At 73.2% G+C, this 12,043-nt stretch carries 14 protein-coding genes and 1 pseudogene; 6 read left to right on the forward strand and 9 right to left on the reverse strand.

The window, feature by feature from the left end; translation table 11 throughout:
• Positions 1-43: 43 nt before the first annotated feature.
• Entirely contained in the window at positions 44-910 is an 867-nt protein-coding gene (locus ABZ923_RS16010; RefSeq protein WP_361471343.1) for an acyl-CoA thioesterase II, read from the forward strand.
• Between the two features lie 36 nt (positions 911-946).
• Here ABZ923_RS16010 and ABZ923_RS16015 read toward each other — a convergent pair whose 3' ends face one another.
• The gene (locus ABZ923_RS16015) at positions 947-2,083 is read right to left on the reverse strand and encodes a DUF6397 family protein (RefSeq protein WP_361471345.1); all 1,137 of its coding nucleotides are present in this window, start codon (positions 2,081-2,083) and stop codon (positions 947-949) included.
• A 126-nt stretch (positions 2,084-2,209) separates the two neighbouring features.
• Positions 2,210-2,623: a roadblock/LC7 domain-containing protein gene (locus tag ABZ923_RS16020; RefSeq protein WP_361471347.1), complete on the reverse strand. Its 414-nt coding sequence runs from the start codon at positions 2,621-2,623 to the stop codon at positions 2,210-2,212.
• A 91-nt stretch (positions 2,624-2,714) separates the two neighbouring features.
• Here ABZ923_RS16020 and ABZ923_RS16025 point away from each other — a divergent pair, with 91 nt between their 5' ends.
• Complete coding sequence (locus ABZ923_RS16025) at positions 2,715-3,143, forward strand: PPOX class F420-dependent oxidoreductase (protein ID WP_361471349.1); 429 nt, start codon at positions 2,715-2,717, stop codon at positions 3,141-3,143.
• Positions 3,144-3,152: 9 nt separating this feature from the next.
• Here the strand turns inward: ABZ923_RS16025 and ABZ923_RS16030 are convergent, their stop codons facing one another.
• From ABZ923_RS16030 to ABZ923_RS16050, 5 genes are all read right to left on the reverse strand, one after another.
• Entirely contained in the window at positions 3,153-3,755 is a 603-nt protein-coding gene (locus ABZ923_RS16030; protein WP_361471351.1) for an ATP/GTP-binding protein, read from the reverse strand.
• Positions 3,756-3,985: 230 nt separating this feature from the next.
• Complete coding sequence (locus ABZ923_RS16035) at positions 3,986-4,399, reverse strand: DUF742 domain-containing protein (protein ID WP_361471353.1); 414 nt, start codon at positions 4,397-4,399, stop codon at positions 3,986-3,988.
• 16 nt (positions 4,400-4,415) lie between these two features.
• Positions 4,416-4,847: a roadblock/LC7 domain-containing protein gene (locus ABZ923_RS16040; protein ID WP_030340139.1), complete on the reverse strand. Its 432-nt coding sequence runs from the start codon at positions 4,845-4,847 to the stop codon at positions 4,416-4,418.
• Complete coding sequence (locus ABZ923_RS16045; RefSeq protein ID WP_361471355.1) at positions 4,844-7,450, reverse strand: nitrate- and nitrite sensing domain-containing protein; 2,607 nt, start codon at positions 7,448-7,450, stop codon at positions 4,844-4,846. Before ABZ923_RS16045 ends, ABZ923_RS16040 begins: the two co-directional genes overlap by 4 nt.
• A gap of 46 nt (positions 7,451-7,496) precedes the next feature.
• Complete coding sequence (locus ABZ923_RS16050) at positions 7,497-8,270, reverse strand: MHYT domain-containing protein (RefSeq protein WP_361471357.1); 774 nt, start codon at positions 8,268-8,270, stop codon at positions 7,497-7,499.
• A gap of 152 nt (positions 8,271-8,422) precedes the next feature.
• Between ABZ923_RS16050 and ABZ923_RS16055 the strand changes: the two genes are divergently transcribed.
• Positions 8,423-9,022 carry a class I SAM-dependent methyltransferase gene (locus ABZ923_RS16055; protein WP_361471359.1) on the forward strand — a complete coding sequence of 200 codons (600 nt, stop codon included), beginning with the start codon at positions 8,423-8,425 and terminating at the stop codon, positions 9,020-9,022.
• A 14-nt stretch (positions 9,023-9,036) separates the two neighbouring features.
• Here the strand turns inward: ABZ923_RS16055 and ABZ923_RS16060 are convergent, their stop codons facing one another.
• Positions 9,037-9,792: an alpha/beta hydrolase gene (locus ABZ923_RS16060; RefSeq protein ID WP_361471361.1), complete on the reverse strand. Its 756-nt coding sequence runs from the start codon at positions 9,790-9,792 to the stop codon at positions 9,037-9,039.
• 106 nt (positions 9,793-9,898) lie between these two features.
• On the opposite strand from ABZ923_RS16060, the gene ABZ923_RS16065 reads away from it, so the two are divergent.
• Positions 9,899-10,432, forward strand: a complete 534-nt coding sequence (locus ABZ923_RS16065; RefSeq protein ID WP_361471363.1) for a PadR family transcriptional regulator — start codon at positions 9,899-9,901, stop codon at positions 10,430-10,432.
• Here the strand turns inward: ABZ923_RS16065 and ABZ923_RS16070 are convergent.
• Positions 10,409-11,314: an oxygenase MpaB family protein gene (locus ABZ923_RS16070; protein WP_361471374.1), complete on the reverse strand. Its 906-nt coding sequence runs from the start codon at positions 11,312-11,314 to the stop codon at positions 10,409-10,411. The two genes, ABZ923_RS16065 and ABZ923_RS16070, sit on opposite strands and share 24 nt — an antisense overlap.
• A gap of 97 nt (positions 11,315-11,411) precedes the next feature.
• Here ABZ923_RS16070 and ABZ923_RS16075 point away from each other — a divergent pair, with 97 nt between their 5' ends.
• Together ABZ923_RS16075 and ABZ923_RS16080 are read left to right on the forward strand one after the other, a co-directional pair.
• Complete coding sequence (locus ABZ923_RS16075) at positions 11,412-11,708, forward strand: hypothetical protein (protein WP_361471365.1); 297 nt, start codon at positions 11,412-11,414, stop codon at positions 11,706-11,708.
• A 143-nt stretch (positions 11,709-11,851) separates the two neighbouring features.
• A pseudogene (locus ABZ923_RS16080) lies at positions 11,852-12,043 on the forward strand (hypothetical protein); the annotation flags it as partial.

Raw genomic sequence — 12,043 nt, forward strand, 5'->3', positions numbered from 1 at the left:
GCTCGCGGTCCGTGGCAAGCCAAGGAGAATGAGAATCCCACCGATGACGAATCCGGCCGAGAGACTGGTCGACCTGCTCGACCTGGAGCAGATCGAGGTCAACATCTTCCGTGGCCGCAGCCCGCAGGAGTCCCTGCAGCGGGTGTTCGGCGGCCAGGTGGCCGGCCAGGCGCTGGTCGCCGCCGGCCGCACCACGGACGGCGAACGCCCGGTGCACTCGCTGCACGCGTACTTCCTGCGCCCTGGCCGCCCGGGCGTGCCGATCGTGTACCAGGTGGAACGGGTCCGCGACGGGCGCACCTTCACGACGCGCCGGGTCACGGCCGTGCAGCAGGGCCGCACGATCTTCAATCTGACCGCCTCCTTTCACAAGCCCGAGGAAGGACCGTTCGAGCACCAGCTGCCGCCGGCCCGCGAGGTGCCGGACCCCGAGACGCTGCCGACGGTCACCGAGGAGATCCGCAAGCACCTGGGGGCGCTGCCGGAGCAGTTGGAGCGGATGGCGCGCCGCCAGCCGTTCGACATCCGGTACGTCGACCGGCTGCGCTGGAACGCCGAGGAGATCAAGGGGGCCGATCCGCGCAGCGCCGTGTGGATGCGCGCGGTCGGACCGCTCGGTGACGATCCGCTGGTCCACACCTGCGCGTTGACCTACGCCAGCGACATGACCCTCCTGGACGCGGTGCGTATCCCGGTGGAGCCTCTGTGGGGGCCGCGGAACTTCGACATGGCATCGCTGGACCACGCCATGTGGTTCCACCGGCCGTTCCGCGCGGACGAGTGGTTCCTGTACGACCAGGAGTCACCGATCGCGACCGGCGGGCGCGGGCTGGCCCGCGGACGCATCTACGACCTGCAGGGACGACTGCTCGTCTCGGTCGTGCAGGAGGGCCTGTTCAGGTCCCTGTAGCAGCCGATGCAAGGGGCCGCCCGTCGGCCCGGGTGTTCAGACCCGCGCCGGCCGCGCCGGGCGGGGGCTTCTCCGTCGCAACCAGGCCCGCAGACCGCGGGACGACCGCGGCGGAGCGGCCGGCGCCGGCTCGTGGCCCCGGGGAACGGGGTGCCCCGCCGGCCGGCCGGTGAACTCCGGGGGCCGCACGCACGACTCCGATGTCCGCACGCGCGCCTGGGCATTCCGCACGGTCGGCTCCGCGGGCCGTGGCGCGGATTCCGGAGCCCTCGTGCGCTCTCCCGTCGACCGGATGACCGTCCGTTCTTCCACGCGTCCGGTGACCGTCCGTGCCATCGGCGGGATGGGCCGTGCGCCGGTGCGGGGCGCCGGCGGTACGCGGCGGGCGGCCGGGCGTGGGGCGGGCGAGGCCTCGCGGGCCTCGTCGACCGAGCGCGCCAGTTCGCTGCGCAGCCAGCCGATCTCGTCCGCGTCCTGCGCCGTCGTGATCCGCTCGGCGAGGTGCGCGGAGGGTGTCCCGGGGAGGCCGTGGCCCGGTGGGGCGGGCCGGAACCGGTTCAGGTAGGCACGCTCGTACGGGTCCTTGACGACGTCGGCGATCTCGACGGGCGCCAGCAGGGCGGCCACGGCTCCGGCGCGGGCCCACGGGTCCTCGGCCTGTCGCAGCAGGTGTCCGAGGTGCCGTCCGCGCCAGTTGCGTGCCCGCAGGTCCACGCCGGCTGCCAGCTGGCTGCGCAGCGTCTCGGGCGTACGCCCCTTGAGCAGGCGCGCGTTCTCCGGGCCCGCCGCGAACTGGCGCAGCTCTTCCGCCAGATAGAGCCAGACCACGGCTCGGGAGCGGTTGAGGTAGAACGTGACGGGCACGAGTAGTCCCAGGCGGGCGAGCCGGCTGAAGCGGCCGGCCGGGATCTGCATGAGGGCGGCGCCCTCCGCTGTGCCCACGACCTGCACCCGGTCGCGGAGGGATGCGGGGAAGTCGTCCTCGGCGCGGAGGCGGTCGATCTCCGCGCACTCCACGCGCCGGACTCCTCCCCCGCCCTCGTCGGGCACGGTCCGGATGCGGCCGAGCTGCACGGCGAGGTCGAACTCGCTCCGCTTGAGGCCCAGTTCGCGAGCGGCGCGGCTCGGCGTGCAGGTGCCGGGGCGGGGTGGGTCTAAGGTGCGTGCCGACATGGTCGTACTCCCCCGTGGAGTCCGTGGCTCACGCCCGGTGCGTTCGCCGTGCACTCACCGTAGCCGGTCTGTCGCCTCTCGTGGCGGGCCTGTGGATAACTTCGCGGAGGCAGGAGAAGCCGCTGGTCAGGTGTCCGATGTCGGGGTCCGCTCGGGTTGCCTGGCGTCGACGCCGAGGTGTTCGCCGACCCGGTTGACGAGCAGGGTCATCTCGTAGGCGATCTGGCCGATGTCGGCCTGCGCACCGCTGAGCACGCACAGACAGCTGCCGGTGCCGGCCGCGGTCACGAACAGCACGGCGTCGTCGTACTCGATCATCGTCTGGCGCACCCTGCCGGCGCCGAAGTGGCGTCCCGAGCCCTTGGCCAGGCTGTGCAGCCCGGAGGCCACGGCGGCCAGATGCTCGGCGTCCTCGCGGCGTAGGCCCGTGCTCGCCGCGGTGACCAGTCCGTCGTTCGACAGGACCAGTGCGTGGCGTACGTGGTCGACCCGCTCGGTCAGATCGTCCAGGAGCCAGTCGAGACCCTGGTGCTGCGCCATGTCCGTCTCCCCGTGTGACGTCTCCCCCTGGCTGGAGGAACTCCCCGCCAGCCTTCCCCACGACCCGCGTGCGGGCAAGCAGGATGAGCCCATGGCAGAGAAGATGACCGATGAGGAATGGCGGGCGTTCGTCTCGGACGGCACCCGCACCGGCAAGCTGTCCACCGTCCGCGCCGACGGGAGCCCGCACGTGGCTCCGATCTGGTTCCTCCTGGACGGGGACGAGCTGGTGTTCAACACCGGCAAGGACACGTTGAAGGGGCGGAATCTGGCCCGTGACGGCCGGGTCGCCCTGTGCGTGGACGACGACCGTCCGCCCTTCCACTTCGTGGTGCTGAACGGCCGTGCCCGGCTGTCGGAGGACTTGGCCGAGGTGCGTCAGTGGGCCACCCGGATCGCCGCCCGGTACATGGGCGAGGGCCGTGCCGAGGAGTACGGCGCCCGCAACGGCGTACCGGGTGAGCTCCTCGTCCGCGTCAGGATCGACCACGTGGTGGCGGTGCGGGACCTGGCGGCCTGAGCGCCGGCCTCATCCGACCGAGTCCAGGAGCCGGGCGGTGTGCACCCGCCCGGCGTACTCGACGAGCCGGATCAGCACTTCCTTGCCGGAGTCGCGGTCGCGGGCGTCGCACAGCACCACCGGGGTGCCGTGGTCGAGGTCGAGCGCCCGGGAAACGTCGTGGGCGCCATAACCGCGGGCTCCGGCGAAGCAGTTGACGGCCACCACGAATGGGATGCGCCGGTGCTCGAAGTAGTCGACGGCGGGGAAGCAGTCCTCCAGCCGCCGGGTGTCCGCGAGGACCACGGCGCCGAGGGCGCCCTGGGCCAGTTCGTCCCACAGGAACCAGAAGCGGTCCTGTCCCGGCGTGCCGAAGAGGTAGAGCGACAGGCCGGAGCGGATCGTGATGCGGCCGAAGTCCATGGCCACGGTGGTGGTGACCTTCTGGTCCACGCCGTCGGTGTCGTCCACCAGCTGCCCGGCTTCGCTCAGGAGTTCCTCGGTGCGCAGCGGCCGGATCTCGCTGACGGCTCCCACCAGGGTCGTCTTGCCGACGCCGAAGCCGCCGGCGACGAGTATCTTCAGCGCCAGGGCGGAGGTGTCGCCGGCGGTGTCGGAGTGCTCGGAGACCATGATCACTTCTCTCGGGAGGGCCGGCAACGGCCGGCGTCCGCGTGCTCCGGTGGTGAAGGCAGCATGATGACAACGGGGACGGGCGCCGGAGGGATTGGACCGAAGTACACCCGATGTGACCGGCTCGCGCCCGATCCGTGGCGCAACGTGTCCGCTTCGGACGGACCGGGACACGGCCAGGTGTAGGGACGCGGACGCGGTGAGGCGTACGGCGGTGTCCGAACGTGCATCTACAGCGCTCGCAATCCCGCGATGACCTCGCGCAGAATCCGTTCGTCGGGCAGGCTCGCCGGCGGCACGGGACGGCTGATCGTCACGCAGCCCATCTCCAGGAGGTCCCCGAGGAGCACCCTGACCACGCCGACCGGAAGGTCCGCGTCCGCGGCGAGTTCGGCGACGGACTGCGTCTCCGGGCGGCACAGGTCGATCAGGGTGCGGTGTTCGGGCCCGAGGGCGGCGTCGTCGTCGAGCGCCGGTGCGGCGGGGTCGAGGGTGACGAGCGCGATCAGATCGAAGCGCACGCCGGTGGGCCCCGGCTGGGTGCGGCCACCCGTCATGGCGTACGGGCGGACCAGCGGCCCAGCCTCGCCGTCGTACCACTGGCTGCCCGGCTCGCGGGGCCCGCCGGTCGGGTTGTCGGTCATCGTGCGGCCTTTCCGCTCATCCGGCGGCGGGTGGCTGCGCCGCGAGGCGCGGCGGCGTGTAGAGGTGCTCGCCGACGCGTTTGACCAGGCGGGCCATCTCGTAGGCGACCAGCCCGATGTCGGCCGTGACCGCGGTGAGCAGGGCGAGGCAGGAGCCGTCGCCGGCGGCGGCCACGAAGAGGAACGCGTCGTCCATCTCGACCATGGTCTGGCGCACCCCACCCGCTCCGAAGTGCCGTCCCGCGCCCTTGGCGAGGCTGTTGAAGCCGGAGGCCACGGCGGCGAGGTGTTCGGCGTCCTCGCGCGCGAGGTCGGTCGAGGCGCCGACCGCCAGGCCGTCGTTGGACAGCACGACGGCGTGCCGTACCTCGCGCACGCGCATCACCAGATCGTCGAGCAGCCAGTCCAGTTCGCCGGACCGCCGGCCGGTGTTCGGGTCCTGGATCATGCGGGGTCTCCTTCGCTGTGACTGCCCGTTCCGGGTTCCGTCGCGGCGCCGCGGCCGGGCTGCCTGCCACCACCGCGCGTCCAGCCGTCGCGGTATGCCGTCATGCGGTCCCGTACGAGTTCGGGGGTGCGCCGGTCGTCGTCACGGGCGGGCTGCGGGGCCGGCTCTTCGGTGCGCTGGTGGCGCAGTTGGGGGACGAGGTTCGCCTGGCGCACCCGGCGCGGGAGGTCCTCGGAGGACTCGGAGTCGTCCGGCGGGCGGTGCAGCCGCAGGGTGGTGACGCCGGGGGGCGGGGGTTCGTGGGCGGCGCCGTGGGGGCCCGGGTCCTCCGGGCCGGGCAGGGGCCGGGCGCCGTGGGGAGTGGCCGCCGTGCCGGCGCTGTGGGGGCCGGGTGGCCGGGCGGTGGCGTGTGCGCCGGGTGCGGTGGCCGCCAGGGCGGGCCGGTTCGGCTGTGCCCTGACGGCGGCCTCCTGCGGCGGGACCGCGCCGGGCACGCGCGCGTGGACGTGCTCCTGGCCGGCATGGGCTTGCCCGTCCTCGTGGGAGGACCGTTCTCGTACGGCGCTGTGCAGCAGGGCGGTCGGCAGCAGGACCACGGCGGTGGTGCCGCCGTACGGGGAGGTCCGCAGGTGCACCTTGATGTCGTGCCGGGAGGCCAGCCTGCTGACAACGAAGAGTCCCAGGCGGTCGCTGTCGAAGAGGTCGAGCGCCTCGGACTGCTCGATGCGCCGGTTGGCCTCGGCGAGGGTCTCGGCGCCCATGCCGAGACCCCGGTCCTCGATCTCCAGGACGTAGCCGTTGCCGACCGGTTCGCCGGTGACACGCACGCGCGTGTGGGGCGGTGAGAACTGGGCTGCGTTCTCGACGAGTTCGGCGAGCAGATGGGTGAGGTCGGCGACCGCCGCGCCGATGACGTGGGCCTCGGGGAACTGGCGCACCTCCACGCGCGCGTAGTCCTCGATCTCCGAGACGGCGGCGCGTACGACGTTGGTCAGGGACACCGGCATGCGCCAGGCCCGGCCGGGCGCGGCACCGGAGAGGATGATCAGGCTCTCGGCATGGCGTCGCATCCGGGTGGTGAGGTGGTCCAGGCGGAACAGGTCACTCAGCTCGTCGGGGTCGTCGGAGCGCCGCTCCATGCTGTCCAGGAGACTGAGCTGGCGGTGGACCAGGACCTGGCTGCGGCGGGCCAGGTTGACGAAGACTCCCGAGATGCCGCTGGCGAGTTCGGCGCGCTCCACGGCGGCGCGGAGCGCGGCGCGGTGCACGGTGGTCAGGGCTTCCGCGACCTGGCCCGTCTCGTCCTCGGCGGGTGGCCCGGCGGGCGCCTCGGCCCGGATGTCGATCTCCTCGCCGGCGCGCAGTTTCCGCATCGCTTCGGGGAGTTTGCGGCGGGCGATCTCCAGTGCGTCGTTGCGCAGGCTCACGAGTTCGACCACGAGCGCCCGCCCGATGCGGACGGAGATGACGAGGGAGGCGGCGACGGCGGCGAGCCCGAGGAGCACGGCGGCGCCCGCCGGGCTGAGCAGGCCGCGGGCGACCGGGTCGGCTCGGCCGGCGACGGCACGGCCCGTGGCCGTGGCGATGGTCCGCATGCCGTCCTGCACGCGCGCGTGGGCGGCGCTCCAGGCGGCCCGCGGTGCGGCGTCGGCCGGTTCGGTGCCCGGTCCGGCGGCGAGCAGCTCGTCCTCGACGGCGCCCAGGTCGGTGTGGGCACGGCTGCGCGCCAGGTCCTGCCAGGCGGCGCGCTGGGCGGCGGGCAGATCGGCGACGGCGGTCTCGGTGAGTGCACGGCGGGTGGCGACGGCGGCGCCGAACAGCCGTAGCCGCTTGCCCTGGAGGGCGCCGCTGGTCCGTGCGCTGCCCAGCAGGGCGTCCTCCTGGGCCAGTGCCTCGGCGGCCCGGGAGAATTCGAGCAGCACGCGCGCGTCGGAGGCGACCTCGGTCTGCTGGACGCCGGTGAGGGCACCGTCCACGGTGAAGGCCGCGCCGATGGCCTTCGTGTACCGCGTGTACGTCTCGTCCCAGCCCGCCTTGTGGCCCCGTACGGCCGTCCGCAGCGTGCGCAGGTGCTCCGCACCGGTGACGAAGGCGTCGAGGCGCCCGGAGACGCCGGCGGGCAGTTCCTGGCTGTCGGCGACGGTGCTGTGCTCGCCGAGCCGAAGCCTGGCCACGGCCCGGTCGGTGCGGGCGGCCAGGTCGTCGAGGTCGCCGCCGTTCCGGGCGTGCGGGTCCGTGGCGTAGCGCACGGCCGCGGTGCGTTCGGCCTGCAGCGCGGTGACGGCGGCGGCCACCGGGGTGCGCAGTTCGGCGTCGACCCGCTGGGACTGGCGCAGCCGGGCGACGTCCTGGGCGGTCGTGACGGTGGCGTACGCCCAGAGGGCGAGGAGGGAGACGACGGGCACCATCAGCAGGCTGACCACTTTGGCGCGCACGGTCCGGGGGCGCAGGCGCCGGCGGCCTCCCCGCGCGCGCGGCGGGACGGTCTGTGTGCCGAGCGGGCGGCCGGCGCCCTCGTCGGCGGGTGGTCCGGCGTGCGCGCGGCGTCCGCGCGGGCGGTCTGCCGGGGCGGCGGCGTTCTCGGGGCTACGGGGTGGGCGCATGGCCTCCTCGTTCGGGACGTGGTCGGTGCGCTCGGGCCGGGTCCCGCTAGCGGGCGACGCTCTCGACGGCCCGCTGGGCGGAGGCGGAGGCCTCGCGCTCGTCGGCGGTGGGCGAGAGGGCGACGAAGGCCGAGGTGATGAACAGGAAGGACCCGAGGCCGACGGCGAGGGGGAAGATGAACTGCATCGCCGTGGCCCCGGGCAGGGCGTCGCCGGAGGGGTCCACATGGACGCTCACCGCGAACATGCCGGTGTAGTGCATGCTGGTGACGGCCGCTCCCATGACGAGGGAAGCGACGGTGACCGCGAGGGGTGACTTGATGTTGAGTGCGGCCCACAGGGCCGCGGTCGCCGCGACCACGGCGATCAGGACCGACAGTCCGACGAGGACGGGGTCGTACCGGACGTCGCCGTGCAGCCGGACCGCCGCCATGCCCAGGTAGTGCATGCTGGCGACGCCCAGTCCGGTGGTGAGTCCGCCGAGGAGGAGGGCGCGGTTGCGGTCGCGGCTGTAGCCCACGGCGAAGACGCCGGCGCAGACGACGAGCATGGCGACGAGCAGGCTGAGGATGGTCAGCGGCACGTCGTAGCGGATGTCGCTGCCGCTGACGCGGAAGCCGAGCATGGCCACGAAGTGCATGGTCCAGATGCCCGTCCCGATGGCGGAGGCCGCGGTGACGAGCCAGTTGCGGCGCGAGCGGCCGCTGGTGGCGAGCGCGCGGACGGTGCAGCGCAGTCCGAGCGCGCCGCCTATACAGGCCATCACGTACGACAGCACGGGTGTCAGCCAGCCGAAGGCGGCGTGGTCCAGGTGTCCCATGGCCCCGGGACGCTAGCGGGGGCAGGGGCGCACAAAGGGGGCGCATTTCGAAAGGTGTCGGAATGTGGCGCACAGTTGCGACGGAACGATCGCCTCCCGCTCGAACATGCGCGCAGAGACATCCCTCCTGGCGGTGAGGAATCATGCGGAACATGAGCGACGACCACACACACGTCCAGGAGTTCTTCACCGCCCGCGCCGCCGACTGGGACAGCCGGTTCCCGGACGACGGCCCGGCCTACGCGGCCGCGGTGGCCGACCTGCGTCTGCGGAAGGGGGATCGCGTACTGGACGCCGGCTGTGGCACGGGGCGCGCCCTGCCGCCCCTGCGGGCCGCCGTGGGCCCCTCGGGAGTGGTGCTGGGTGCCGATCTGACGCCGGCGATGCTGCGGGCCGCCGCGGGGGCGGGCAGGGACCGCCACGGGCGCCTGCTGCTCGCCGACGTCGCCGCGCTGCCGCTGCGCTCGGGGTGCCTGGACGCCGTGTTCGCCGCCGGCCTGATCGCCCACCTGCCGCATCCGGTGGACAACCTGCGGGAACTGGCCCGTGGCGTACGGCCGGGCGGCACGCTCGCGCTGTTCCATCCCATCGGACGCGCGGCACTGGCGGCGCGGCAGGGCCGCCGGATCACCCCCGACGACCTGCGTGCGGAGCCCAATCTCCGGCCGCTCCTGGCCCGCTCCGGCTGGCGCATGACGTCATACGTAGACGAGGACGCCCGTTTCCTCGCGCTCGCGGTGCGCGAGGGCTGACCGCGCCAGGCGGGTCAGTGCGTTCCGGCGACGGCCGCCGCGAAGGCGTCGGGGTTGTCGAACATGACGTTGTGCCCGGCGCCGGGGACCGTCACCACGCGCACCCCGGCGGCTTCCAGTCGTTCCCGGCCCGCGAGTTCGCCGCTGTGCTCGCCCTGGAGGAAGACGCGGTCGACGGTCAGCCCCTCCAGGAGCGTACGCATCACGGGGTCCGAGCCCTTGCGCAGGCCGACGGCACTGCGGTGCAGGGCGCGCGGCTCGGCCAGCCGCATGGTGGCCGCCCACAGCGGACCGACCGCCTCGAGCACGCGCGCGTGCTCCCTCTCCACGAACTCGTCCTCCCCATGGGCGGCGATACCGCTGCTGGCGGCCGTCGACGGCGGAAAGGCGTCCAGGTTCGCCTCCGTCAGCACCAACCGCGAGACCAGGTCGGGCCGCCGGTGGGCGAGGACGATGGCGACGGCGCCGCCCATGCTGTGCGCGACCAGTTCCGCGCCGGCGACTTTGGCCGCGTCCAGGGCGGCCGCGACCGCGCCGGCGTGGTCCTCCAGCGTGTATCCGAAGTCCGCGGGCCGGTCGCTCGTGCCGTGTCCGGGCAGGTCCACGAACAGGCTGCGCCGGCCCGTCAGTTCGGGGCGGGCCGCGATGTGCGCGTGGTACACGGCGGACATCGAGCCGAGTCCGTGCAGGTACACCCGGGCGGGGTCCGCCCCGGGCACCTCGGTCCACCGGATGTGGCTACCCCTGTTGTCGAACGTGGCCTGCTGCACCGTGCCCCTCCTTGTGTTCAGCGACACCGCCACGATACCTCGGAGACGATGTATACCGTCAAGGCGGTATTGGCTGGGCGAGGTACCCCTGCGCAAGAATGCGGTCATGCTCGAACTCGCCATCCTCGGTTTCCTGTACGACACCCCGCTGCACGGCTACGTCCTGCGCCGCCACATCGCGGCGCTCACCGGCCATGTGCGGCCCGTCGCCGAGAGCACGCTGTATCCGGCGATCAAGCGCCTGGAGAAGGCCGGCCTGCTCGTGCGGGCCACCGAGCCCGGTGCCGTGGCCGCGCCACGCCATGTGCTGCGGCTGACCGAGGAGGGCGGGCGCGAGCTGAGGCGCCGGCTCGCCGAGCCCGCCCAGCGGGAGATCACCGACGAGAACCACTGGTTCACGCTGCTCGCGTTCCTGCGGCACCTGGAGGACCCCGCCGCGCAGGCGGTTGTACTGCGACGCCGGCTGGCCTTCCTGGAGGAGCCGGCGAGCTTCTTCTACGACGGCGAGCGGCCGCTGCGCGCCGAGGAACTGGACGACCCGTTCCGGCGGGGCGTCCTCACCATCGCGCGTGCCACGAGCCGGGCCGAACTGGCGTGGCTGCGCGACACCCTGGCGTCACTCGACGGGGTCGGCCGCTGAGGTGTCCCGGTGCCGTACCGGGCAGCCGCGCAGGCCGGGGACCGGGCGGGTGCCCAGGTCGGCCACGCGGTAGCCGCCCGGGTAGCCCTTGACCTCCCAGTTCTGGCGCGCGAAGTGGGGGCTGCGGCGCGGGGGCAGCAGCCGGACCAGCCGGCCGCGCGTCCGTACGGCGCGGCGCACCAGCGCGGAGGTGGCCGCACCGGGTCGCGGGTAGCGGAAGGCGCGCAGCAGCGGCTCGTCGAGCAGGGCGAGCGTCGCCCTGCGCAGCAGGGGCGCCAGCGGGCGCGGATACCAGGACGCCATCAGGCCGAGGGTGGCGTCGGAGACCCGCCGGGCCTCCTCGTCCCAGTCGAAGTGGGCTTCTTCGTAGGCGTCGAGGAGGGCTTCGAACTCCTCGTAGGTGCGCGGGACGTCCGGGATGCCCATGTGCCGGCCGAGGGTGCGGTAGTACTCGGTGGTGGCGACGATCTCGTGCCGGGACAGCCGCCGCCAGCCGTAGGCGTCGATCCAGCGCCGGGGCATCACCACGAACGTGCTCAGCACGTACCGCATGTCGTCATCGCTGATGTCGTAGCTGCGGTGCATCTGGTTGATGCGGCGGATCGCGGTGCGCCCCTCCTGCGCGGTGAAGCCGTGTTCCACGATGGTGTCGAGGAGCAGCACCGTGTCGTCGTACCGCTTCTGCGTCCGCTCGGTCAGCTCCGCCGTCCGCGCGAGCAGCCGGCCGATGCTCGGCACCGCGTAGGTGCGGTACAGGGCCAGTTCGAGCGCTCGGGCGTAGTCCCAGGGGAACTCGTACGCCACACTGATCCGGTAGATCTCCAGCGCGTCCGCCACCGGGTCCAGCCGGCGGATCCGCTCCAGTCGCTCGAACCGCTTCACAGCGTCGTCCCCCTTCTGCCGCCGAATGTCCAACTCTACGTTGGGAGCCATGAGATGGGCGATCGTTCAGACGCTCGTCCGGTGAGAGGTGGTCTGTGTGTTCGACATGATCCGCAGGTACGCAGGCAGACTCCGCACGTCCGTGCCCGCGGGGCCGGGGAGCGCGCGGGACCGGCGCACGCACAACTTGTTCGAGGCGGCGGCCGTCTATGTGGCGGCCCGCGCGGAGGACGACCAGGACCGGATCGAGGAGGCGGCGGCCTGGGTGTCGCCGGAGGCGCTGTCCTTCGGGGTGAGCGAGCTGGCCTGCCGCGCGGTGGTCGCACTGGCCCGGGAGCGCGACGAGTCCCCGGACGCCGTGGCCCGCGACCTGCTCGGGCTGCCCGCGGCCTGAGCGGAACAGCCCTCTCCGGTCGTGGCCCGTTTCGCCCCTGTCCAGACGGAAACCTGCAGCTCCGCGTGGTGCGCGCAGTCGTGACAAGCGGCTTCCGTTCGCACTAGGGTGCGCGCCGATGGACGACCACTGGGGAGGCAGGGATGGCTGGGACGGACGATGAGGCCGTCGCCGCCGCGGACGATGCGCTGTACGTGCTGACGGCGGTGCTGCTGACGCCGGCGCAGTTTCCGAGCGTGCTGGGCGACGACTACCCGGAGGCGTGGGGGGGGGGGGCGGTCGCGGCCCGCCCGGGGGCTGACCGCGCTCGTCGGGGCGGGGTGGCCGCGCCGGGG

It is taken from the genome of Streptomyces sp. NPDC046881 (assembly GCF_040645015.1).
GTDB lineage: Bacteria > Actinomycetota > Actinomycetes > Streptomycetales > Streptomycetaceae > Streptomyces.